Genomic DNA, 20,054 nt, shown 5'->3' with positions numbered 1-20,054 from the left:
AATGTTGGGCGCGGTGATCTCAGGCGGCCTTGGCGGCGGCCCTGGATTTTTCGGCGCGGATGGTTTCCATGCGCGCGACGTCCTTGCGGATGGCGCGGAGGGTGTGGGTTTTCTCGACCTGGCCGGTTTGTTTGCGAAGGCGGAGCTGGATGAGCTGCTCGCGGGCTTCGCGGATCTTGGTGTCGAGTTCGGTGACGGAGAGGTCGCGGGTTTCTTTTGCGGTCATGGTGTGGCGTCCTTGCGGGTTGCTGGTTTAGGCGGCGACGCCTTCGCGCATGATGAAGCGGCAGCGGAAGGGCAGCTTGGCGTCGGCGAGGCGGAAGGCGTCCTTGGCGATGGACGCGGACACGCCGGCGAGTTCGAAGAGGACGGCGCCAGGCTTGATGACGGCGACGTAGAATTCGACCGGGCCCTTGCCCTGGCCTTGGCGGACCTCGGCGGGTTTCTTGGTGATGGGCTTGTGGGGGAAGATGCGAATCCAGAGTTTGCCCTTGCGCTTGAGGTGGCGCGTGATGGCGACACGGGCGGCCTCGATCTGGCGGCCGGTCATGTTGCCACGGGTGAGGGACTGGATGGCGAAATCGCCGAATGCGATGGTGTTTCCGCCTTTGGCATTACCCTTGCGGGAGCCTTTTTGTGCTTTGCGGTATTTGGTGCGTGCGGGTGCGAGAGCCATGGTGGGTGTCTCCTATTGGTTGGCCGGGCGGCGGGTTAGTTGGTTTCGGCGTCTTTTTTGCAGATCCAGCATTTCACGCCGATTTTGCCGTAGACGGTCTGGGCCTCGGAGAAGCCGTAGTCGATGTTTTCGCGGAGGGTGTGAAGCGGCACGCGGCCTTTGCGCTGCCATTCGCGACGGGCGATGTCGGCGCCGCCGAGGCGGCCGGAACACTGGATGCGGATGCCTTCGACGCCAAGGGTCATGGCGATCTCGACGGCCTTTTTCATGGCGCGGCGGAAGGCGATGCGGCGTTCGAGCTGGAGGGCGACATTCTCGGCGACAAGCTGGGCCTCGGTCTCGGGCTTCTTGACTTCCTGGATGTCGAGGAGGATTTCCTTGCCGGTGAGCTTGGCGAGGTCGTCCTTGATTTTGTCGATTTCCTGTCCCTTGCGGCCGATGACGATGCCGGGGCGGGCGGTGTAGATTTTGACGCGGACGCGATTGGAGGCGCGCTCGATGAAGATGCGCGGCACGGAGGCCTGCTTGAGCTTCTCCATGAGTTTCTCACGGATGAGCTGGTCCTCGGCGAGGAGTTTGGCGAAGTCGCGCTTGTTGGCATACCAGCGGGATTGCCAGGCGCGGGTGACGGCGAGGCGGAAACCGACGGGATTGGTCTTTTGGCCCATGGTGGTAAATTAGTTGTTGCCGTCGGCGAGGACGATGCGGATGTGGGACATTTTCTTCCGGCGCGGGGCGGCGGAACCTTTGGCGGCGGCCTTGAAGCGCTTGAGGACGGGGCCGTTTTCGATGACGGCGGTCTTCACGACGAGCGAGTCGGCGGAGAGGTTGGCGTTGTTCTCGGCGTTCGCGATGGCGGACTTGAGCGTCTTCGCGATGAGGCGCGCGGATTTGCGCGGGATGATGCCGAGGAGGTCGACCGCCTCGGGGGCTTTGCGTCCCTGGATGGTGCGGGCGACTTCGCGCATTTTCTTGGGCGACATGCGCGCGTAACGGGTGATGGCTTGTACTTCCATGTTGATGAGGATTCCGGCTGGCGGCGATAGCAGGGCGGCGCGGGAGCACCGTCCCCTACCCTTTTGGTTTCGGTTGATTGGTGGGTGCTGGATTAGATTTCCTTGCGGGTCATGCCGCCGTGCGCCTTGAAGACGCGGGTGGGGGCGAACTCGCCGAGTTTGTGGCCGACCATGTTTTCCGTGACATAAACGGCGACAAAGGCCTTGCCGTTATGGACATTGAAGGTGTGGCCGATGAAATCGGGCGTGATGGTCGAGCGGCGGGACCAAGTTTGGATGGGTTTCTTGGCGTTGGTTTTGACCGCCTTCTCGATTTTTTCGAGCAGGTGGTAATCGACGAAGAAGCCTTTTTTGATGGAGCGTGCCATGGTGCGTGTCCGTTAAGTGGTTATTTCTTGCCGCGCGGCGGGCGTCCGTTGTGGCGGGTGAGGATGAGGCTGTTCGAGGGCTTGGCGCGACGGCGGGTCGGGAAGCCTTTGGCGAGCTGGCCCCAGGGGGACATGAGGTGCTGGCGGCCGCCGCCGCCCTTGGACTTGCCCTGGCCGCCGCCGTTGGGATGGTCGACCGGGTTCATGGCCATGCCGCGGACGCGGGGGCGTTTGCCGAGCCAGCGACTGCGTCCGGCCTTGCCGAGCGAGCGCTGGTTGTGCTCGAGGTTGCCGACTTCGCCGATGGTGGCGCGGCACTTCGGGTTCACGAGGCGGATTTCGCCGGAGGGGAGCTTGATCTGGGCGAAGCCGCCGTCGATGGCGACGAGTTCGATCGCCGCTCCGGCCCCGCGGGCGAGCTGGGCTCCGCGTCCGGGGAGGAGTTCCACGCAGTGGAGCTTGGTCGCGGGCGGGATGATTTCGAGCGGGAAGTTGTTGCCGACCACGAAGTCGTTCAGCGTGGCTTTTTGCGAGGCGACGATCTTGGCGCCGACCGCGAGGCCTTGGGGGGCGATGATGTAGCTTTTGTCGCCGTTGTCATACTGGACGAGGGCGATGTTGGCCGAGCGGTTCGGATCATACTCGATGGCGAGCACGGTGGCGGGCACGTCGAGGAGGGCGCGGCGGAAGTCGATGACGCGGTAGAGCTTTTTGTGCCCGCCGCCGCGACGGCGGGAGGTGATGCGTCCGTAGCAGTTGCGTCCGCCAGTCCGTTTCTTGGACGTGGTGAGGGCGCGCTCGGGGCGTTTCTTGGCGAGTTCCGGCTGGCTGTTCTTGGTGGTGAACCGCTGGGACGGCGTCAGAGGACGAGAATGTTTGAGTGCCATGGTGGTGTGTCTCCGGGGAGGGCGGATGTTTTAGAGGAGTTCGATCTTGTCGCCCTTCTTGAGGGTGACGATCGCCTTCTTGTAGTCGGAGGTGACGCTGGGGCGTCCGGTGCGGCTGCGTTTGTTTTTGCCGCGGTAGTTCTGGATGTTCACGCGGGTGACGGTGACCTTGAAGGCTTTCTCAACGGCGTCGGCAATCGAGTGCTTGGTCGCGTCGGTGTGAACCTGGAAGGTGTATTGTCCGTAGTCCGACGAGAGTTTGTTGGACTTTTCCGTGAGGCGGACGTGTTTGAGGATGTGGGCAGAGTTCATTGATTGCCTCCCTTTGCACGGGCGATGATTTGCTCGAGGGCCGCCGTGGATACGATGATTTTGCCGTATTTGGCGAGGTCGAGGGTGTTGAGTTTCGAGGCTTCCTGCATGGCGACGCGGGCGATGTTGCGCGCGGCGCGGGCGGTCTCGAGAGTGAAGGTGGAATCGACGACGAGCACTTTGCCCTTGGGGGCGATGCGTCCGATGACCTGGTTGATGGCCTTGGTCTTGGCGGCGGGCGCGTCGAATTTCTCGATGACGTCGATCTCGCCGGCGCTGGCGCGGTCGAAGAGGGCGCGGCTGAAGGCAAGGGCTTTGACCTTGGCGTTGATTTTCTTGGAATAATCGCGGGGCTTCGGGCCGAAGACGACGCCGCCGCCGGTCCAGATGGGGGAGCGGCGCTCGCCGGCGCGGGCGCGGCCGGTGCCTTTCTGGCGGAAGGGTTTCTTGTTGCTTCCGGCGACCTCGCCGCGGGTCTTGGTGGAGTGCGTGCCGAGACGGTTGTTGGCATTGATGGCAACGATGACTTCCTTGACCGCTTGAAGACCTTTGTCGTCTTCAAAGACAGGGATGCCGTCAAATTCCTGCTCGCGCGAGGTGTTGCCGTCGGATGTGAAAACTTTGAGTTTCATGGCTGGCTAATTGTCCTTCCGTGTTAGGCTTGCTTGGGCTGGCCCTTGGTGGCGGTGCGGACGATGACGTCGTCTCCGTTCGCGCCGGGGATGGCGCCTTTCACGAGAAGAAGGTTCTTCTCGGGCAGAATTTTCACGACGCTGAGGTTTTGCACGGTGCGGCGGACGCCGCCCATGTGACCGGGCATCTTCTGGTTCTTCCACACGCGGCCGGGGGTCTGGCGCATGCCGACCGAGCCGATGCGGCGGTGGAACATGGAGCCGTGCGCGGCGGGACCGCCGGCGGTCTTGAAGCGGAACTGGACGCCTTGGAAGCCTTTGCCCTTGGTGATGCCGATGACGTCGATGGTCTCGCCTTCCTTGAAGGTTTCGACGGTGAGGACGTCGCCGACTTTGAGCGCGGGGGCCTCGTCGAGGCGGATTTCGCTGAGCACGCGGGGCGTCTCGTCGAGTCCGGCCTTCTTCGCGTGGTTTTGTTCGGCCTTGGGCGTGTTCTTGGCCTTTTTCGTGGAGAAGCCGATTTGGACGGCGTTGTAGCCGTCGGTCTCGACTGTCTTGACTTGGACAACCGGGCAGGGGCCGGCTTCCACGACGGTGACGGGGATCAGGACGTTTTGGGCGTCGTAGACCTGCGTCATTCCGAGTTTTTTGCCTAGGAGCGTAGATGTCATGGGCTAAGTGGTAGGTGGAGGATTCCGTTTAGAACCTACATTAGCGGAAAACCCAGCGGTGCGCGGGGCGCACATGGGCAACTGCTATGTATGTCAGAAAAGTTTTTCCGGGCGGGTGGATCAGACGTTGATGGTGATATCGACGCCGGAGGGAAGGTTGAGTTTCTTGAGCTCGTCCACGGTTTGCGCGGTGGGCTCGATGATGTCGATGAGGCGCTTGTGCGTGCGGGACTCGAACTGCTCCATGGATTTTTTGTCCACGTGCGGCGAGCGGTTGACCGAGAGTTTCTCGATGCGGGTCGGGAGCGGAATCGGACCGGAGACGCGGGCGCCGGAGCGCTTGGCGGTCTCGACGATTTCGAGGGCCGACTGGTCGATCACACGGTAATCGAAGCCCTGGAGTTTGATGCGAATGCGTTGGCCTTTCATGGCGGGTGAAGTGGTGCGTTGTCGGTTAGGTGCGGGCGGGCGCCTTGGAGGCGGTCTCGACGATCTTCTGGAGAATCGAGTTCGGAACCTGCTCGAAGTGCGAGGGGGTGATGGAGGCGCTGGCGCGTCCCTTCGAGAGCGAGCGGATGTCGGTGACATAGCCGAAGAGCATTTCGAGGGGGACGTTCGCGTTGACGATGGCGGCGTTGTTCTTGTTCTCGATGCCCTGGATGGTGCCGCGGCGGCGGTTGATGTCGCCCATGAGGTCGCCTTGGTAATCCTCGGGCGTGGTGACTTCCACGGCCATGATGGGTTCGAGGAGGATGGGGCTGGCCTTCTTCATGGCTTCCTTGAAGCCGAAGATGCCGGCCATCTTGAAGGCGAGTTCCGAAGAGTCCACTTCGTGGAACGAGCCGTCCACGATGCGGGCGATGACATCCACGACGGGGTAGCCGGCGACGACGCCGTTGTTGCAGGCTTCCATGATGCCGTCGGTGGTGGGCTTGATGAATTCCTTCGGGATGACGCCGCCGACGATTTCGTTGATGACCTCGATGCCCTTGCCTTTTTCATTGGGCTCGATCTTGATCACGCAATGGCCGTATTGGCCCTTGCCGCCGGACTGGCGGATGAATTTGCCCTCGCCCTCGGCGGGAGCGAGGATGGTTTCGCGATAGGCGATTTGTGGCTTGCCGACCGTGGCCTCGACCTTGAATTCGCGCTTCATGCGATCGACGATGATGTCGAGGTGAAGCTCGCCCATGCCGGAAAGGATGGTCTGGCCGGTGTCGGAGTCAGTCTTGACCTTGAGGGTCGGGTCTTCCGCGACGAGACGCTGGAGCGCGATGCCCATTTTCTCCTGGTCGCCCTTCGAGTTCGGCTCGACGGACATGGAGATGACGGGCTCGGGGAAGGACGGCGGCTCGAGGCGCACGTCGTAGTCCTCGTTGCAAAGCGTGTCGCCGGTGATGACTTCCTTGACGCCGACCAGCGCGCAGATGTCGCCGGAATAGGCCACGTCGATTTCCTCGCGGTCGTTGGCGCGCATGCGGACGAGGCGGGAGACGCGCTCGGAGCGGCGGGTGCGGGGATTGTAAAGCGAGGTGCCTTTGCGGAGCGCGCCGGTATAGACACGGAAGAAGACGAGGCGGCCGACGAAGGGGTCGGTCCAGAGCTTGAAGGCGAGGCCGGCGACCTTGGCATTGTCGTCCACGACGACGGAGACTTCCTTGCCGTCGCTGTCCTGGCCCTTGATGGTGGCGACTTCGAGCGGGTTGGGCAGGTAGTTGACCACGCAGTCGAGCAGGCGCTGCACGCCTTTGTTCTTCAGGGCGGAGCCGGGAATGGTGCCGACGAATTTCAGGGAAATGGTGGCCTTGCGGACGCCGAGCATCAGCTCGTCCACGGTAATTTCCTCGCCGCCGAGGTATTTCTCAGCGACCACGTCGTCGAAGTCTGACACGGCCTCGATGAGTTTTTCGCGGTATTCGCGGGCCTGTTCCTTCAACTCGTCGGGGATTTCGTGCGTGGTCGGATGCAGGCCGAGCGGATCGTCCTTGCCGCCATCGTCCTCGAAGTGGTAGGCGACGTTCTGAACCAGGTCGATCACACCGGAAAAGCTCTCTTCCTTGCCGATGGGCAGGAAAAGCGGGTGGGCATTTGCTCCGAGCTTCTCGCGCATTTCGCGCACGGCGCGGAAGAAGTCGGCGCCGACGCGGTCCATCTTGTTGACGAAGGCGACGCGGGGCACGCCGTATTTGTTGGCCTGGCGCCAGACGGTCTCGGACTGCGGCTGCACGCCGGCGACGGCGCAGAAGACGGCGACGGCGCCGTCGAGCACGCGCATGGAGCGCTCCACCTCGGCGGTGAAATCCACGTGGCCGGGGGTGTCGATGACGTTGATGTGCGTGCGAATGCCCTTCCACGGGCCCCAGGAGGCATCCCAGGCGCAGGAGATGGCGGCGGCGGTGATGGTGATGCCGCGCTCGCGCTCCTGCTCCATCCAGTCGGTGACGGCGGTGCCTTCATGCACTTCGCCGATTTTGTGAATGGAGCCGGAATAGAAAAGAATGCGCTCGGAAGTGGTGGTCTTGCCGGCGTCGATGTGCGCGGCGATGCCGATGTTGCGCGTCCATTCGAGGGGCGCGCCACGGTCCTTGGCGTTGACCGGGGAGGTCTTGGACTTCTCCGTGACAACAATGATCTTGGTGGAATTTTCGATGGAGGAGGACATGTGCGGTGTGTGGTGCGGCAGGCGCGGGCAGTGGTTGCGGGCGGATTACCAGCGGAGGTGGGCGAAGGCGCGGTTGGCCTGGGCCATCTTGTGTGTGTCTTCCTTCTTTTTGACGACAGAGCCGGTGTTGTTGTAGGCGTCCACGATTTCACTCGCGAGCGCGTCCTTCATCGGGGTGCCCTTGCGCGAGGCGGCCGCGGCGGCGATCCAGCGGAGGGCGAGGCTTTCCTGGCGTTCGTAGGAAATTTCAACCGGCACCTGGTAGGTCGCGCCACCGACGCGGCGGCTCTTGACCTCAAGGCGGGGTCGGGCGTTCTCAAGCGCACCGATGAGCAGGTCAACCGGGTCGCCCTTCTCGAGCTTGGCCGAGACTTTCTCGAACGCGCCGTAAACGATGCGCTGGGCGAGGTTCTTCTTGCCGCTCTTCATGATGACGTTGACCAGATGGGCAACGAGGGGGCTGTTGTAGCGGATGTCAGAAACGACTTGGCGTTTCGTGGCTCTGTGACGGCGTGACATGACGGGAAAGGTGCTTGGTTAACGTTGACGGAATGAATGGTTACTTGGCGGCCTTCGGGCGCTTGACGCCGTATTTGGAGCGGCTGCGGCGGCGTTTTTCGACGCCCGTGGCGTCGAGCGTGCCGCGCACAATGTGATAGCGCACGCCGGGAAGGTCTTTCACACGGCCGCCGCGCACGAGCACGATGGAGTGCTCCTGGAGGTTGTGCCCCTCGTCGGGGATGTAGGAGATGACTTCGTTGCCGTTGGTCAGGCGGACCTTCGCCACCTTGCGGATGGCGGAGTTCGGCTTCTTGGGCGTGCGGGTCATGACCTGCACGCAGACGCCGCGACGGAAAGGATTGCCGCTCAAGGCCGGTGACTTGGACTTGGTGCGGATGATGCGGCGCCCTTTGCGCACGAGTTGGTTGATGGTCGGCATAACGAATATGAAAGTGGTCGGAAAATGAGGAAAAGGAGCGGACGCTACCATTCGCCGGAACCTCGGCAAGCGTTTTTTCGCAAAAAAATGCAGCCCGGGAATTTCGCTCGTGAGTTACGATATCCCGGAATCGAAATGCCGCGTCACCGCACAGCTACGTGATCCGGTGGCGCAAGAAGTGGTTCCTGCAAAAAAGTAGGACGGCCAGCACAACAGCCGCCACGATCCGCCGCAAGGGGAAAATGAGCGCCCCGCTTCGCTTCCGTCAGCGCGCGAAGACCGCCGGGGCGGGCGCGGGCGTCCACGCCGGGTCGAGCACCTGCTGGATCGCCCCCGCCGGACAGGCATAACCGTACACCCGGCCCGATTTGACCTTGAGCGTGCCCAGGTGCATCCCCACCACGCGGCCCTGCGCCGACAATACCGGGGCGCCCGCCGCTCCGCTCAGGTCCGCCTTGTCGTTCTCGCACAGATAGCGAAGCTCGTTGGGCGCCGCCGACACGATGTGGCCGGGCTCGATCCCGGTGACTTGCGTGCCGGCGTATTTGAGCAGTATCCACACCCGGTCCCCGGCCAGCGCCGGCGCGGGGTCCAGTTGCAAGGCCGGTTGCAGCCCCGCCTCGGGCGGCAGCGCAAACAGCGCGAGGTCGCGCTCCGAGCCCCGCTGGTCGGAGGGCCGCGCATCCTCGATGAACACGTAGGGCCGGGCCAGCACCACCACGCGGGGATCGGTGCAGGACACGCCGGCCAGCGCCATGACGAGGCGGGAGATGTCCATGGGCTTCATCTGCGCATCGAGCCCGCCGGCCGGGCCAAGCAGCGAATGGCTCGTCACCAGATAGTGGAGATTGGTCCGCGGGTCGCGCAGGCGGAACGCGGTGCCCGCGCTGAGCGGGAAATCGGGGGTGAGAAAGGTGGGGCGGAAAAGCACGTTGGGCGGCACCTGGGGTGTCGCGATTGCGGCCGGTGGCGCGGGTTCGTTTGATGCGTCCGCGGAGAGCCGCGGCGGCAGGGTCGGCAGCAAAGCGGGGACAAACAAGCACAGGACGGCGCAACGCATGGGGGATAAGCCGAAAAATTCACCGCGGAGCCGCGAAAGATGCGAAGGGCGGAAAAACCAAACCTCGAAACTCGATTCGGTCGCCTTTCAAAAAGGTTCGGGTTTATTGAACAGAAGGTAACAAAGGAAACAAAGAAACTTTTCTATTATGGGTTCTCTTCGTTCCCTCCGTTTCCTTTTGTTAAGAATAGCGGTTTGGATTTTTTAGACAGAATGGACAGAATTAATAAAAATGGACAGAATTAATAAATTCCGTTCATTCCATTTCATTCCGTTTATTCTGTCTAAAATATTGGTTCGGTTTTATTAAACAGAAGGCGACAAAGGGAAACGAAGAATACTTTATATATTGTTTTCTTGGCGTCCTTCGTTGCCTTCTGTTCAAAACAAACCCTTGCCGTCACCAGTGCAGGCCGGCGCCGACGAAGCCCCAGAGTTTGTTGGTGGCGTCGCGGCCGGCCATCTGGCCGTGGGCCCGGCCGTATTGGAGGCCGCCGGTGGCGGAAAGCAGCTTGCTGAAACGGACGGTGACGCTGGCGGCGGCGCCATGGTAGGTCCACTCGTCCTTCACATTCGGACCGGGAAGGTCGGGCAGGAAATTGTCCGAGTGGGAATTGCCGAGGTGCGCGCTGAAATCCGCCGTCGCCAGATAACGGTCCAGCTTGAAGGGCAGGCTGTATCCGGTCGCAACCTCGAAGGTGCGGGTCTCAAGCCGCATGTCGTAATAAGCGCGACCGGAAACGGTCCAGCCGGGCAACACTTCGCGGCTCGCGCCGAGGGTGAGTTCGTAGGAGTAGCCGGTTTCCTCGTTTTCAGCCTCCGGGTAGAGGTAGGCGACCAGGCCGCCGTCGAACTGGATGCCGTAAAGGCGGTGGCGGTAGCCGCCGAAGAGATCGAGTTCGTTGTTGTAGTCGTCGTGGAAGGGCTGGTTGAACCAGCCGCCGGCGTAGAAGCCGTTGCCTACGGGTTCGTAGCCGACGGCGGCCTGCAAGGATTGGCGGGATTGCTGGACGCCGCGAAACAGGTGTTTGCCGGCGTAGCGGATTTCGGCGGAGCCGGTCCACCTGGCGGCGGTCTGCTCCGGCTGGATCTCCTGCTGCGCGCCGAGCGCGAGGGAAGCGAGGGCGCCCATGACGAGCGACCCTGTGATTCTTGTAATTTTCATGATGTGTCTGATTTTTTGGGAAGTGGGGGAATTACGAATTGGAGTCACCGCGCACGGCGGAGCCGCGCCGTACTCATCCAATTCGTAACTGATGGGACGCGTCCCGTAGGGCCTGACCTTGCGTCAGGCCGCGAATGCGTGGGCGGTGCCGGAATCGGCGAACGCGGCGCGACGCAAGGTCGCGCCCTACAAAATCCCGCCTGCCGCGTAACATCAGTTTGTAATTCGTCATTCGTAATTTTCCGCTTACCAGCTGTAGTTCACGCCGCCGCGGAGGATGACTTCCTTGAACTGGTGACTGGTGGCCATCTCGGCGTTGACGGAGACGTTTTGGTTGAGGCGCTCGGCGTAGCCGCCGGCGAGGCCGGTCTGGTCGTCGTAGTAGGCGATGCCGAGCTTGACGGCGCGGCGGTGGCCGGGGGCGATTTGCGGGGTTTGCAGGGCGGCCGCCATGGCGATGCCGCGTTGCAGTTTCTGGATGGCCGCCGCGTGCCGCTGGAACTGGAGGGTCTGGCCGTTTTCCACCGCCTGCACGCGTTCCTCGATGCCGTCGATGCGGGTGTTCAGTTCGGCCTTGGCCGCGTTGACGGCGGTGTCGATGCGGGCCTGCACCGCGTTTTTGCCGATGACTTCGTCGCCGTTGACGAGCAGCCTGCTGCCGTTGGTGACGTCGATGTCGATGGCGTTGCCGCCGGTGTCCCGCGCCGAGAGCTGCTGGCGGGTGACAATCGCGCCGTCAACATTGACGGCGACCTCGGCGGTGACGAGGGAATGGCCGCCGATGTGGATGTCGGTGATGGCGTCGCCGCGGGCGTCGAGGACGAGGCTGCCGCCGCCGTCCGTGCGGGTTTCGGAACGGATCAGGGCCGCGCGGTCCGCGATCTCCTGGTCGATCTTGTCATCGAGCGCCGTGATGTCGCCGTCGTGTTGCTGGGCGAGGTTGTCGATGCGGGTGTTGAGGTTGGCGTCCACCGCGGTGATGGCGTCGGCCACGTTGGTGTAGGCGACGGGGCCGTTTTCGCTGGCGATGTTGACGCTCCAGCCGCTGATGGCGCCGTCGGCGCCGAGCGTGGCGCCGCCGCCGAGAATGCCGGCGGCGCTGGAACCGGCGTTGTAGAGCTGGCCGGTGGTGGCGGCGTGGCTGTCGCTGCCGTCGGTGAGGGCCGAGGCGGCGATCTGGTCGATGGTGCGGTTGCCGACGGCGACGCTGTTGGCCGCGTCCGTCGTGGTGCCGGCGCCGAGCGCCACGGAGTTGGCGTGGAGGGCGGTGGCGCCCGAGCCGACGGCGACGCCGTCCGCCGCCTGGTCGCTGACGCGCGCGCCGGAGCCGAGGGCCACGGCGTTGCTGCCGTTGGCGATGGCGCCGCTGCCGATGGCCATCGCGTCGGAAGCGCCGGCGCCGATGGAGGCGGCTTGATTGCCGGTGGAGAAGGCGACCGACTTGTTGGCCTCGGCCACGGCATCGGTGACGATGTCGGTGGCAATCTCGGTGGCGATGGTCTTGGCGCTGGCGATGTTCACGGCCTTGGTCTGGTCCGTGTCGCTGGAGGAAACATCGGCGAGGTTGGTGATGGTGGTGCCGACGCGCAGGCTGATCGTCGGATCGCTGCCGTTGACATACTTCACGGCCGTGGTGTCGAGCGCGTCGAGATCGACCTGGAGGCCGTCGATGCGCGCGCCGAGCGCCGTGGTCGCGGTGATGAGGGTGTTGTTCAGCGAGGCCACCTCGGTGTCGATGCGCCCATTCAACGCGGTGCTGGCGCTGGCGATGGTCGTGTTCAGCGTGCCGACTTCGGTGGTGATGCGCGTGTCGAGCGCGGCGGTGGTCGCGCTGACGGTGCTGTTGAGGGCGGCGACCTCGGTATCGATGCGTGTGCTCAACGCGGTGGTCGCGGTGGCGAGGGCGGTGCCCAGCGTGCCGATTTCGTTGGTGATGCGGGTGTCGAGAGCGGAAGTCGCCGTGGTCAGCGCCGTGCCGAGATTGTCGATGCTCGTGCCCAATGCCGTGGTGGCGCTGGTCAGCGTGGTGTTCAACGCGGTCACTTCGGTGTCGATGCGCGTGTTCAGCGCGGTGCTGGCGCTGGCGATGGTGGTGTTCAGCGTGCCGACCTCGCTGGTGATGCGGGTATCCAGCGCGGCGGTGGTCGCGCTGATGGTGCTGTTGAGGGTGCCGACCTCCGTGGTAATGCGCGTGTCAAGCGCGGCGGTCGCAGTCGTCAGCGCCGTGCCGAGATTGTCGATACGCGTGCCCAATGCCGTGGTCGCGCTGGTCAGCGCGGTGTTCAACGCGGTCACTTCGGTGCCGATGCGCGTGTTCAGCGCGGTGCTGGCGCTCGCGATGGTCGTGTTCAACGTGCCGACCTCGGTGGTGATGCGCGTATCCAACGCGGCGGTGGTCGCGCTGATGGTGCTGTTGAGCGCGGCGACCTCCGTGGTGATGCGGGTGTCGAGCGCGGTGGTCGCAGTCGTCAGCGCCGTGCCGAGATTGTCGATACGCGTGCCCAATGCCGTGGTCGCGCTGGCGATGGTCGTATTCAGCGTTCCGACTTCATTGGTAATGCGGGTGTCCAGCGCACCGGTCGCGCTGGTCAGCGCCGCGCCGAGGGTATCAATGCGCGTCCCCAACCCCGTGGTCGCACTGGTCAACGCGTTGCCGAGTGTGGCCACCTCGGTGTCGATACGCGTGTTCAACGCCGTGCTCGCGCTGGCTATCGTGGTATTCAGCGTCCCGACCTCATTGGTGATGCGCGTGTCCAGCGCATTGGTCGCAGAGGTCAATGCCGTGCCGAGGCTGTCGATACGCGTGCCAAACGCCATGGTGGCGCTGGCGATGGTGTTGTTCAGCGTGCCGACTTCATTGCTGATGCGGGTGTCGAGCGCGGCGGTGGTCGCACTGATGGTGCTGTTGAGCGCGGCGACCTCCGTGTTGATGCGGGTGTCGAGCGCGGCGGTCGCGCTGGCCAGCACATTGCCGAGGTTGTTGATGCGCCCATCCAGCACGGCGCTGGCGCTGACGATGGTGTGGCCCAGCGTGGTAGTCGCGCTGGCCAACGTCGTGTCAAGGTTGTCGATGCGCGTGCCCAGCGCCGTGGTCGCGCTGGCGAGGGCAGCGCTGTTGGCCTGAACCTGACTGCCGAGCGCGGCGATGGTGCCGCTGGTATCGGCGAACCAGGTGGAGGTTCCCTGCCTGAAGCTGCCGCTGGTGGCGTCGTAGGTTCCGGAGGCCAGTATCTCGGTGATAATCGTGTCCATATCCGCAGCGCTATCCGGACTCGTCTGCGCGCCCGCCATCTGGAAGGCCAGCAAGGCGACCAGTGCCAGAAAAACCCGGACGGGGGTTTTGCTTATGTTTGGGTGATTTTTAAGATTCATTGCATTTGTATGTTACATTTTACGATTTTTGCCATTTTTTACTGTTTCAATAGATTTATAGCTATTTAAAATAGTAAAAAGACGCACAAAATATATCCGTGATGATTACTCAACTCTTTTTTTTATGAATTCTGGGTAGGGTTGTGGCTCACATGCCGCAAAAAAGGACCCTAAAACGCCCTCAGGTAAACATAGTGCTGTCCGAGCCGCAGTTGGCGGATGTCCAGCAGATCATGGACGAACGCGGCATCCTGCACCTGAGCGATTACGTGAGGCAGGTCATCGCGCGGGACATTCGCCAGTGGAAGACGGAGCATTACACGCAATACGTCTCGGCAGACCAACTTAAGAACCCGGAATTTCTGGAATTTTTGGACTGGCGCAAGCTGAGGCAGACGGGCGGCGCCCGGCCGCCCGGGAAATCTCCGTAACCCGGCTGCGCCCGGGGTTTTCGGCGGACAAAGAGGGGGCCGATGACGCCCATGGCGGCGACAAAGGGGCATGCAAAGGAGCGCGGGCATCCTGCCCGCGGGACGGCGCTTCGCGCCGCCAAAGCCGGCAGGATGCCGGCGCTCCCAGTCGCTGCCGCGTTCGCGTTGCGCCTCCGGCGGACTTCTTTGGAAATTCATCCGGCTTTGGGGGAGGAAGAAAACCGGCGGTCCCCCGACAAGAACGGTTGCCGCCCCGCTCCCCTCGCCTCTTACATCTTCCTTCATCCGGCCATGCGTTTTCTCACCAGTCCCCTCCTGCTCTCCGCCTACCTGCTCCTCTACTGCCTCGTCGTCATGCTCATCTGGCGCTGGCGCGTCAACCGCCGGCAGGAGCGCCCGCCCTTCCCCGACAAACTCCTGCGCGCCCCCGGCGAAACCCTCCGCCGCAAGCTCGACGACTTCGACACCGCCCTCGGCGCCACTCTGCTCGGCAACGCCCTCTTCCCCGTCATCGTGCTCGCCGCGGGCTACAGCGCCGTCGCCCTCCTCCCCTCGCGTGCCTCGTGGCTCATCCCGCTCACGCTCGTCCTCGCCATCGCCGCCCTCGTCATCTGCTCGCGCCGCCTCATGCGCGTGCTCGAACAGCGCCGCAACCACTACCTCGGCTACTTCGGGGAGCGCTACGCGGGCGAATTCATCGAGCAACTCCGCGCCAGGGGCTGCCGCGTCTTCCACGACGTGCCCGCGGGCGAGAAAAATTCCCCGTTCAACATCGACCACGTCGTCGCCGGCCGCACCGGCGTGTTCGCCATCGAGACCAAGACCCGCCGCAAAGGCCGCGCAGCGCCCGGCCGCGCCGACTACAAAATCACCTTCGACGGGCACCGCATCATCTATCCCTGGGGCGCCGACGCCCACGGCCTCGCGCAGGCCCGCGACCGCGCCCTCTGGCTCGAACACCACCTGCAAACCCTCCTCGGCGCCCACCGCCTGCGCGTCACCCCCGTCCTCACATTTCCCGGCTGGCTCGTCACGCAAACCAACGCCGCCCCCCTCGAAAGCCCGGTGTGCGTGCTCAACCCGAAACAAATCCCCCAGCATATCGAAACCCAGCCCGCGAGCCTCACCGAGGCCCAGGTCGATCTCATCGCCCGCCAGCTCGAAGCCCGCTGCCGCGACGTGGAGTTTTGACCGGACCGCGCCACGCCCATGACCCTTGCCGAAAAACAGCGCCTTCTCATCGACGGCCTCGCGATCATCCCCGACGCGCAGGAACGCCTCGCCATCGCGGTCGAGCGCGCGCGTCACCTCCCTCCGCCTGCCCCCGGCGAGCGCGTGGACGCGAACCGCGTGCCCGGCTGCGTCTCCACCGTGTGGCTCATCGGCGAAATCCGCGACGGACGCCTTCGCCTCCGCGCCGACGCCGACTCGCCGCTCGTCAAGGGGCTCGTCGCGCTTCTCTGCGAACTCTACGACGACACCGATCCCGCCGAGGCCGCGGCGGTCGAGCCCGTCCTGCTCGAGGAGCTGCGTCTCACCCAAAACCTTTCCCCCACTCGCCGCAACGGCCTCGCCGCCGTCCGCGCCCGCATCCGGGAACTCGCCGCGCGCCACCGGCCTGTCTGATCCCGGGTGCCATGCAAGGGCATGCAGAGCGGGCGGGCGCCTTGGAGCATTTCAAATGGCAGCGACGAACCGGTTTTATTGAACAGAAGGAAACAAAGGAAGCGAAGAATACCTTTTATGATTATTGTTTTCTTAGTGTCCTTCGTTTCCTTCTGTTTAATTTAATGGTTTGTTTATTTTAGACAGAATGAACGGAATTTAATAGAATGAACAGAATTGGTTGTTTATTCTGTTAATTTTTTAAAATTCCGTTCATTCTGTCCAAATAAACGGCTGGTCTTTTATTGCTCACTGACACACGGAAAAGGATTTTTATTTCCGCGTCTTCCGCAGGCTTTTATCGGCCCGGTTTTGTGGTTCTTCGTTATTCATTGAACCGGAAAGCGCACGCCCTCCGAGTCGGCGATTTGCAGGGGCGCGTCCGTCTTTATATTGACATTGTCCACGGTCCAATCGCGCGCGTGGCTCACCTTGCCGCCCCGGGTCGCTTTTATATTGATATTATCAAAGGAGAAATTCTCCATGAGGGAATTCTTGTCGCCCTCCACGTCGATGGCGGTTCTGGCGCTTGTGATTTCGAAATTCGAGAGGCGGATGTCGCGGAAATGGGGCAGCCCTTTCTCCGGCGGCACCACCTCGAGCATCTTGACCCAATGCGCGGGGAGTTCCCTGCCCTCGTATTCCTTCGGCAGCGTGGAGTAGCTATACGACGGGTTCCAGTTCATCGTGGCCGAAAACGCGGTGCCCACCCGCTCCATCCTGATGTTTTTTATATAAATATCCTCGGTCGTCCCCCCGCGGTTCATGGCGGATTTCAGCCGGAAACCGGTGCTCGTCCCCCTGGCCTGCATGTCGTGCACCAGCACATGGCGTATGCCGCCCGAGGTCTCGCTCCCGCAGGTGAAAAGGCCGCCCCCCGCGCGCGACACGCAATGGCGGATGACCACGTATTCGGTCGGACGATTCACCCGCAGCCCGTCGGCGTCGCGGCCGGCCTTGAGGCAGTAGTTGTCGTCGTTGCAGTCGATGTCGCAGTTCTCGACCAGAATCCACGAGGAGGAATCGATATCGACCCCGTCCGTGCTCGGCCCGTGCCCGCCGATATTGTTCTGGATGGTGATGCCGTCGATCGTGCAATGGGAGGAGTAAAGCACATGCACGGTCCAGAAGCCCGCCTGTTGAAAAGTGATGCCCTGCAAGCTGACATCCTGCGACTCGGAAACCAGCACCGTGCGCGGCCTTTCGCAGTCGTAATCGACAATCCACCGCAACCCGCGCTCCCGGTATGCCAGGGCCATGGCGCGGTATTTTTCCCAAAACACTTTTCCCTGCGCGAAGACGATGCCCTTGCCGCTTATTTTCACCTTTTCCTGCCCGAGCACATTGATGAGGGCCGAGGGCCATTTCATCTCGATGCCGGCCACGCGGGTGTCGATCCGGGGATAATCCTCGATGCGGGTGCTGCCCAGCAGGGTGACGCCCTCCGGGATGACAAAATGCACGCCGGTCTTTATATAAATCGAGCCCGTGAGGTATTGGCCGGGGGCGAAGGTCACCACGCCGCCGCCCGCCTTGTGCGCGGTGTCAATGGCCGACTGTATGGCCGCCGTGCTCAGGGTGACCCCGTCGGCCTTCGCCCCGAAGTCAGCGACATTGAAGGCCCGTTCGGACGACGGCGCGGCGCGCGCCCCCACCTTCGAGGCCCACGGGATGTCCGCTATTTCAAAGCCGGCTTTCCCGCCGCCCGCCTCCGGCAATTTATAAACCTCCGCGCCGGCGAGGAGAAAGCAGCCGATGCCGAAATCCTCGAAATCGGGCTCCCGGTCGGGGCCGACCGGCTGGCTGTCCTTGGGCTCCTTGCCCGTGCCCTGCACATAACGCAGAAACCCGTCCCCGCGCACGCCCTCGCGCAGCAGCGCCGACCAGGCGCGGGCGATGACCGGCTCATAAACCGCGCGTTCCAGCACGCCGTGGCGCACGCCCCACGCCATCCCGGCGACAAACAGCGAGGTGCCGGTGGTTTCCTTGCCGCCGAAGTTGCCGGGATCATGCAGGCTCACATTCCAAAAACCGTCGCTCCGCTGCACCTTGCGGAGCGCCTCGCACATCACGCGGAGCATGTTCGTGTATTCCTCCCGATAGGGGGAACCGGCCGGCAGCGCGTCCAGCGTGCGGATGAGCGCCGCAACCACCCAGCCGTTGCCGCGCGCCCAGTAGCAATCCTCGCCATTGGGCTCCCGGTAGGGCGGCATGAAACTGCGGTCGCGCCACCAGAGGCCGTCCTCCGGGTTGAACAACCCGCTCCCGCCCTGGCGGAGTTTCATGTCGAGATAGAGGGCGTGCATGTAGTCGAAATACTTGGGTTCGTCCAGCAGCGCGCCGAGTTTGGCGAGCGCGGGCATGGCCATCTGCGCCGCGTCGATCCACGTCCAGTCATTGCTCCGCCCGCTCTCGATCATGAGATCGAAACTTTGCCTGATTGCCCGAATCCGCTCCGGGCGGGGATCGAGCTTGTAAAGGTCAATATAGGTTTGCCCGCAGCATTGGTTGTCGGCGTTGCGCGTGTGCGCCTCCCCGCGCAGTCCCCATTGATGCGCCTCGCCCCACCGGACCGCGTAATCGAGATGACGCGGCGACGGATCCACCGCCCACAGTTGCATCAACCCCTCGTAATACACGCCCCGCGTCCAGATGTTCGACGGACGGGTGCGATTCGGATGCACGATGGGCAGGCCCGGGTCCGGCCACTTCTTCATGAAGTAGTCATTGACGGCATGCATCGCCTTGAGGGTTTCCGCGCGCGAAGGCATGCGGACGGTTTCCTCGGCGGCATTTGTCGCCGGCAGCAGACCCGGCAGGATGATCAGCACGGTCAATACAAGGCGGGTGGGAATGGGGAAGGCACGCATCCTGGAACTACGTGGAAAAATGGCGTCCCCTTGCAAGGCCGGCAAAAATGGAACAGTCAGAATCGCCGCCGGGCATTTTTCTCGGGGCAAATAAACAAACGACGCGCTGGCGCTTGGAATCTGCGACTGATCAACTGTCAACTGATGTTACGCGGCAGGCAGGATTTTGTAGGGCCTGACCTTGTGTCAGGCCGCACACGCGAGGGAGCCCGCGCAAATAATTCGCGGCCTGACACAAGGTCAGGCCCTACACGGCGCGTAACATCAGTGATCAAACCGAAAACGCCCTACCCGGCCCGGACCGCTTCGAAGAACCCGATCCGCTCCAAGTCCGCCTTCATCGCCGCCTCCTGGGCGGAAGTGATTTGCGACAACGGCTGCCGCACCGGCCCGCAATCCAGCCCGATGAGCTTCATGATTACCTTGTTCGCCGACATCCCGCCGTATTTGCAAAATACCTCGATGAATTGTATCGACTTCAATTGCTCCCTGCGCGCCGCCGCCATGTCTCCGGCCTTGTAGGCTTTGATCACGCGATTGTAGATGGGCGCCGCGTAGTTGTAGGTGCTGCCCACCGCCCCGGTCGCGCCCATCACCAGTGCGGACAATAATATTTCATCGCGGCCGAAAAGCACATCGTAGCCGCCTTCTCCCGCCGCCAGCGCGCTGCTGAAGTCCATGATGTTTTCGTGCGTGAACTTGATCCCCCCGAAATTTGGGATGCGCTTCACCGCCAGCGGGGCGAAATCCACCATCGCGAAATTCACCCCGGTCATGGCCGGCATGTGGTAATAATAAAACGGCGTCTTCGGCGCGGCGCTCGCGATGCCCGCGCACCAATCGACCAGCCCGGACACCGAGCCGGGGCGGAAAAAGCACGGCGCAATGGCCGCGACGGCCTCGGCGCCGATCTTTTCGGCATGCGCGGCCAGCGCGCGGGAATCGACCAGGCTGTTGTGGCCGACGTGCACGATGAGTTTGAGCTTCCCGGCGGTGGCCTTGCGCCACGCCTCGGCCGCAATCATGCGCTCCTCGTTGGACATCGACGAGCCCTCGCCCGTCGTGCCGCAGACAAAGGCCCCGCTCACGCCGGTCGCCACGTAGTGGTCGGCCAGCCGTGGAATCATCGCCAGGTTCAGTGCCCCATTTGCATCAAATGGAGTAAACGGGGCCGCTACCAGCCCGGTTAAATGAAATTTGTTATTGTTCATGGAAATCAGGTTTATCGAAAAACAGGCGCATTCGCAGTTGTTATATCAATCCCGAACTATTTATAGGCTTATCAAGGTAGGGCGAGGCGTCCCGCCGAGCCGTGAACCGCCAGCGG

21 protein-coding genes are annotated in these 20,054 nt (G+C 62.9%); 3 read left to right on the top strand and 18 right to left on the bottom strand.

The genetic code is table 11. The annotated features are described in order from the left end of the window. Positions 1 to 19 precede the first annotated feature (19 nt). The 16 genes from rpmC to OH491_RS18250 form a co-directional block, all read right to left on the bottom strand. On the bottom strand, positions 20 to 226 hold the full coding sequence (gene rpmC, locus OH491_RS18325) for a 50S ribosomal protein L29 (RefSeq protein WP_068770175.1): 207 nt from the start codon (positions 224 to 226) through the stop codon (positions 20 to 22). Positions 227 to 253: 27 nt separating this feature from the next. Next, the gene (rplP, locus tag OH491_RS18320) at positions 254 to 676 is read right to left on the bottom strand and encodes a 50S ribosomal protein L16 (protein WP_068770176.1); all 423 of its coding nucleotides are present in this window, start codon (positions 674 to 676) and stop codon (positions 254 to 256) included. A 35-nt stretch (positions 677 to 711) separates the two neighbouring features. After that, the gene (gene rpsC, locus OH491_RS18315) at positions 712 to 1,344 is read right to left on the bottom strand and encodes a 30S ribosomal protein S3 (protein ID WP_068770177.1); all 633 of its coding nucleotides are present in this window, start codon (positions 1,342 to 1,344) and stop codon (positions 712 to 714) included. A 9-nt stretch (positions 1,345 to 1,353) separates the two neighbouring features. Next, positions 1,354 to 1,692, bottom strand: a complete 339-nt coding sequence (gene rplV / locus OH491_RS18310; protein ID WP_068770178.1) for a 50S ribosomal protein L22 — start codon at positions 1,690 to 1,692, stop codon at positions 1,354 to 1,356. A 92-nt stretch (positions 1,693 to 1,784) separates the two neighbouring features. Further along, the gene (gene rpsS / locus OH491_RS18305; RefSeq protein ID WP_068770179.1) at positions 1,785 to 2,060 is read right to left on the bottom strand and encodes a 30S ribosomal protein S19; all 276 of its coding nucleotides are present in this window, start codon (positions 2,058 to 2,060) and stop codon (positions 1,785 to 1,787) included. Between the two features lie 20 nt (positions 2,061 to 2,080). Then, positions 2,081 to 2,947, bottom strand: a complete 867-nt coding sequence (rplB, locus tag OH491_RS18300; RefSeq protein ID WP_068770180.1) for a 50S ribosomal protein L2 — start codon at positions 2,945 to 2,947, stop codon at positions 2,081 to 2,083. A gap of 30 nt (positions 2,948 to 2,977) precedes the next feature. Beyond that, on the bottom strand, positions 2,978 to 3,259 hold the full coding sequence (gene rplW / locus OH491_RS18295) for a 50S ribosomal protein L23 (RefSeq protein ID WP_068770181.1): 282 nt from the start codon (positions 3,257 to 3,259) through the stop codon (positions 2,978 to 2,980). Continuing rightward, positions 3,256 to 3,891 carry a 50S ribosomal protein L4 gene (gene rplD / locus OH491_RS18290; protein WP_068770182.1) on the bottom strand — a complete coding sequence of 212 codons (636 nt, stop codon included), beginning with the start codon at positions 3,889 to 3,891 and terminating at the stop codon, positions 3,256 to 3,258. Before rplD ends, rplW begins: the two co-directional genes overlap by 4 nt. A 23-nt stretch (positions 3,892 to 3,914) precedes the next feature. Next, entirely contained in the window at positions 3,915 to 4,562 is a 648-nt protein-coding gene (gene rplC / locus OH491_RS18285) for a 50S ribosomal protein L3 (protein ID WP_068770183.1), read from the bottom strand. 120 nt (positions 4,563 to 4,682) lie between these two features. Beyond that, positions 4,683 to 4,991, bottom strand: a complete 309-nt coding sequence (rpsJ, locus tag OH491_RS18280) for a 30S ribosomal protein S10 (protein WP_068770184.1) — start codon at positions 4,989 to 4,991, stop codon at positions 4,683 to 4,685. A 25-nt stretch (positions 4,992 to 5,016) separates the two neighbouring features. Next, a complete protein-coding gene (fusA, locus tag OH491_RS18275) occupies positions 5,017 to 7,224 on the bottom strand; it encodes an elongation factor G (protein WP_068770185.1) in 2,208 nt (735 codons plus the stop codon). A 45-nt stretch (positions 7,225 to 7,269) separates the two neighbouring features. Further along, positions 7,270 to 7,743, bottom strand: a complete 474-nt coding sequence (rpsG, locus tag OH491_RS18270; protein ID WP_068770186.1) for a 30S ribosomal protein S7 — start codon at positions 7,741 to 7,743, stop codon at positions 7,270 to 7,272. A 40-nt stretch (positions 7,744 to 7,783) separates the two neighbouring features. After that, positions 7,784 to 8,164, bottom strand: coding sequence for a 30S ribosomal protein S12 (rpsL, locus tag OH491_RS18265; RefSeq protein WP_068770187.1), 381 nt, complete (start codon positions 8,162 to 8,164; stop codon positions 7,784 to 7,786). A 265-nt stretch (positions 8,165 to 8,429) separates the two neighbouring features. After that, on the bottom strand, positions 8,430 to 9,224 hold the full coding sequence (locus OH491_RS18260) for a trypsin-like peptidase domain-containing protein (RefSeq protein ID WP_068770188.1): 795 nt from the start codon (positions 9,222 to 9,224) through the stop codon (positions 8,430 to 8,432). Between the two features lie 400 nt (positions 9,225 to 9,624). Next, positions 9,625 to 10,389, bottom strand: coding sequence for a TorF family putative porin (locus tag OH491_RS18255; protein ID WP_084442147.1), 765 nt, complete (start codon positions 10,387 to 10,389; stop codon positions 9,625 to 9,627). A gap of 246 nt (positions 10,390 to 10,635) precedes the next feature. Then, the gene (locus OH491_RS18250; protein ID WP_068770190.1) at positions 10,636 to 13,761 is read right to left on the bottom strand and encodes a YadA-like family protein; all 3,126 of its coding nucleotides are present in this window, start codon (positions 13,759 to 13,761) and stop codon (positions 10,636 to 10,638) included. Between the two features lie 194 nt (positions 13,762 to 13,955). Here OH491_RS18250 and OH491_RS18245 point away from each other — a divergent pair, with 194 nt between their 5' ends. The 3 genes from OH491_RS18245 (at position 13,956) to OH491_RS18235 (ending at position 15,818) form a co-directional block, all read left to right on the top strand. Then, positions 13,956 to 14,192, top strand: coding sequence for a hypothetical protein (locus tag OH491_RS18245; protein ID WP_145928760.1), 237 nt, complete (start codon positions 13,956 to 13,958; stop codon positions 14,190 to 14,192). Positions 14,193 to 14,483: 291 nt separating this feature from the next. Further along, complete coding sequence (locus OH491_RS18240; RefSeq protein WP_334319270.1) at positions 14,484 to 15,383, top strand: nuclease-related domain-containing protein; 900 nt, start codon at positions 14,484 to 14,486, stop codon at positions 15,381 to 15,383. Positions 15,384 to 15,401: 18 nt separating this feature from the next. Continuing rightward, on the top strand, positions 15,402 to 15,818 hold the full coding sequence (locus OH491_RS18235) for a SufE family protein (protein WP_068770193.1): 417 nt from the start codon (positions 15,402 to 15,404) through the stop codon (positions 15,816 to 15,818). A 368-nt stretch (positions 15,819 to 16,186) separates the two neighbouring features. On the opposite strand, the gene OH491_RS18230 is transcribed toward OH491_RS18235, so the two are convergent. Continuing rightward, positions 16,187 to 18,727 (bottom strand): glycoside hydrolase family 88 protein, encoded by a 2,541-nt coding sequence (locus tag OH491_RS18230; protein WP_068770194.1) that lies wholly within the window; start codon positions 18,725 to 18,727, stop codon positions 16,187 to 16,189. Between the two features lie 287 nt (positions 18,728 to 19,014). Further along, positions 19,015 to 19,938, bottom strand: a complete 924-nt coding sequence (locus OH491_RS18225; RefSeq protein WP_068770195.1) for a dihydrodipicolinate synthase family protein — start codon at positions 19,936 to 19,938, stop codon at positions 19,015 to 19,017. Positions 19,939 to 20,054: the final 116 nt, after the last annotated feature.

The organism is Termitidicoccus mucosus (assembly GCF_038725785.1).
Lineage (GTDB): Bacteria > Verrucomicrobiota > Verrucomicrobiia > Opitutales > Opitutaceae > Termitidicoccus > Termitidicoccus mucosus.
The sequence above is the reverse complement of the archived record's forward strand: the minus strand, read 5'-3'. Positions and strand labels throughout refer to the sequence as shown.

What these genes read in the sequence shown, in the direction of transcription:
- rpmC (WP_068770175.1), bottom strand. Translation starts at nt 226, where the DNA reads ATGACCGCAAAAGAAACCCGCGACCTCTCCGTCACCGAACTCGACACC.
- rplP (WP_068770176.1), bottom strand. Translation starts at nt 676, where the DNA reads ATGGCTCTCGCACCCGCACGCACCAAATACCGCAAAGCACAAAAAGGC.
- rpsC (WP_068770177.1), bottom strand. Translation starts at nt 1,344, where the DNA reads ATGGGCCAAAAGACCAATCCCGTCGGTTTCCGCCTCGCCGTCACCCGC.
- rplV (WP_068770178.1), bottom strand. Translation starts at nt 1,692, where the DNA reads ATGGAAGTACAAGCCATCACCCGTTACGCGCGCATGTCGCCCAAGAAA.
- rpsS (WP_068770179.1), bottom strand. Translation starts at nt 2,060, where the DNA reads ATGGCACGCTCCATCAAAAAAGGCTTCTTCGTCGATTACCACCTGCTC.
- rplB (WP_068770180.1), bottom strand. Translation starts at nt 2,947, where the DNA reads ATGGCACTCAAACATTCTCGTCCTCTGACGCCGTCCCAGCGGTTCACC.
- rplW (WP_068770181.1), bottom strand. Translation starts at nt 3,259, where the DNA reads ATGAACTCTGCCCACATCCTCAAACACGTCCGCCTCACGGAAAAGTCC.
- rplD (WP_068770182.1), bottom strand. Translation starts at nt 3,891, where the DNA reads ATGAAACTCAAAGTTTTCACATCCGACGGCAACACCTCGCGCGAGCAG.
- rplC (WP_068770183.1), bottom strand. Translation starts at nt 4,562, where the DNA reads ATGACATCTACGCTCCTAGGCAAAAAACTCGGAATGACGCAGGTCTAC.
- rpsJ (WP_068770184.1), bottom strand. Translation starts at nt 4,991, where the DNA reads ATGAAAGGCCAACGCATTCGCATCAAACTCCAGGGCTTCGATTACCGT.
- fusA (WP_068770185.1), bottom strand. Translation starts at nt 7,224, where the DNA reads ATGTCCTCCTCCATCGAAAATTCCACCAAGATCATTGTTGTCACGGAG.
- rpsG (WP_068770186.1), bottom strand. Translation starts at nt 7,743, where the DNA reads ATGTCACGCCGTCACAGAGCCACGAAACGCCAAGTCGTTTCTGACATC.
- rpsL (WP_068770187.1), bottom strand. Translation starts at nt 8,164, where the DNA reads ATGCCGACCATCAACCAACTCGTGCGCAAAGGGCGCCGCATCATCCGC.
- OH491_RS18260 (WP_068770188.1), bottom strand. Translation starts at nt 9,224, where the DNA reads ATGCGTTGCGCCGTCCTGTGCTTGTTTGTCCCCGCTTTGCTGCCGACC.
- OH491_RS18255 (WP_084442147.1), bottom strand. Translation starts at nt 10,389, where the DNA reads ATGAAAATTACAAGAATCACAGGGTCGCTCGTCATGGGCGCCCTCGCT.
- OH491_RS18250 (WP_068770190.1), bottom strand. Translation starts at nt 13,761, where the DNA reads ATGAATCTTAAAAATCACCCAAACATAAGCAAAACCCCCGTCCGGGTT.
- OH491_RS18240 (WP_334319270.1), top strand. Translation starts at nt 14,484, where the DNA reads ATGCGTTTTCTCACCAGTCCCCTCCTGCTCTCCGCCTACCTGCTCCTC.
- OH491_RS18235 (WP_068770193.1), top strand. Translation starts at nt 15,402, where the DNA reads ATGACCCTTGCCGAAAAACAGCGCCTTCTCATCGACGGCCTCGCGATC.
- OH491_RS18230 (WP_068770194.1), bottom strand. Translation starts at nt 18,727, where the DNA reads ATGCGTGCCTTCCCCATTCCCACCCGCCTTGTATTGACCGTGCTGATC.
- OH491_RS18225 (WP_068770195.1), bottom strand. Translation starts at nt 19,938, where the DNA reads ATGAACAATAACAAATTTCATTTAACCGGGCTGGTAGCGGCCCCGTTT.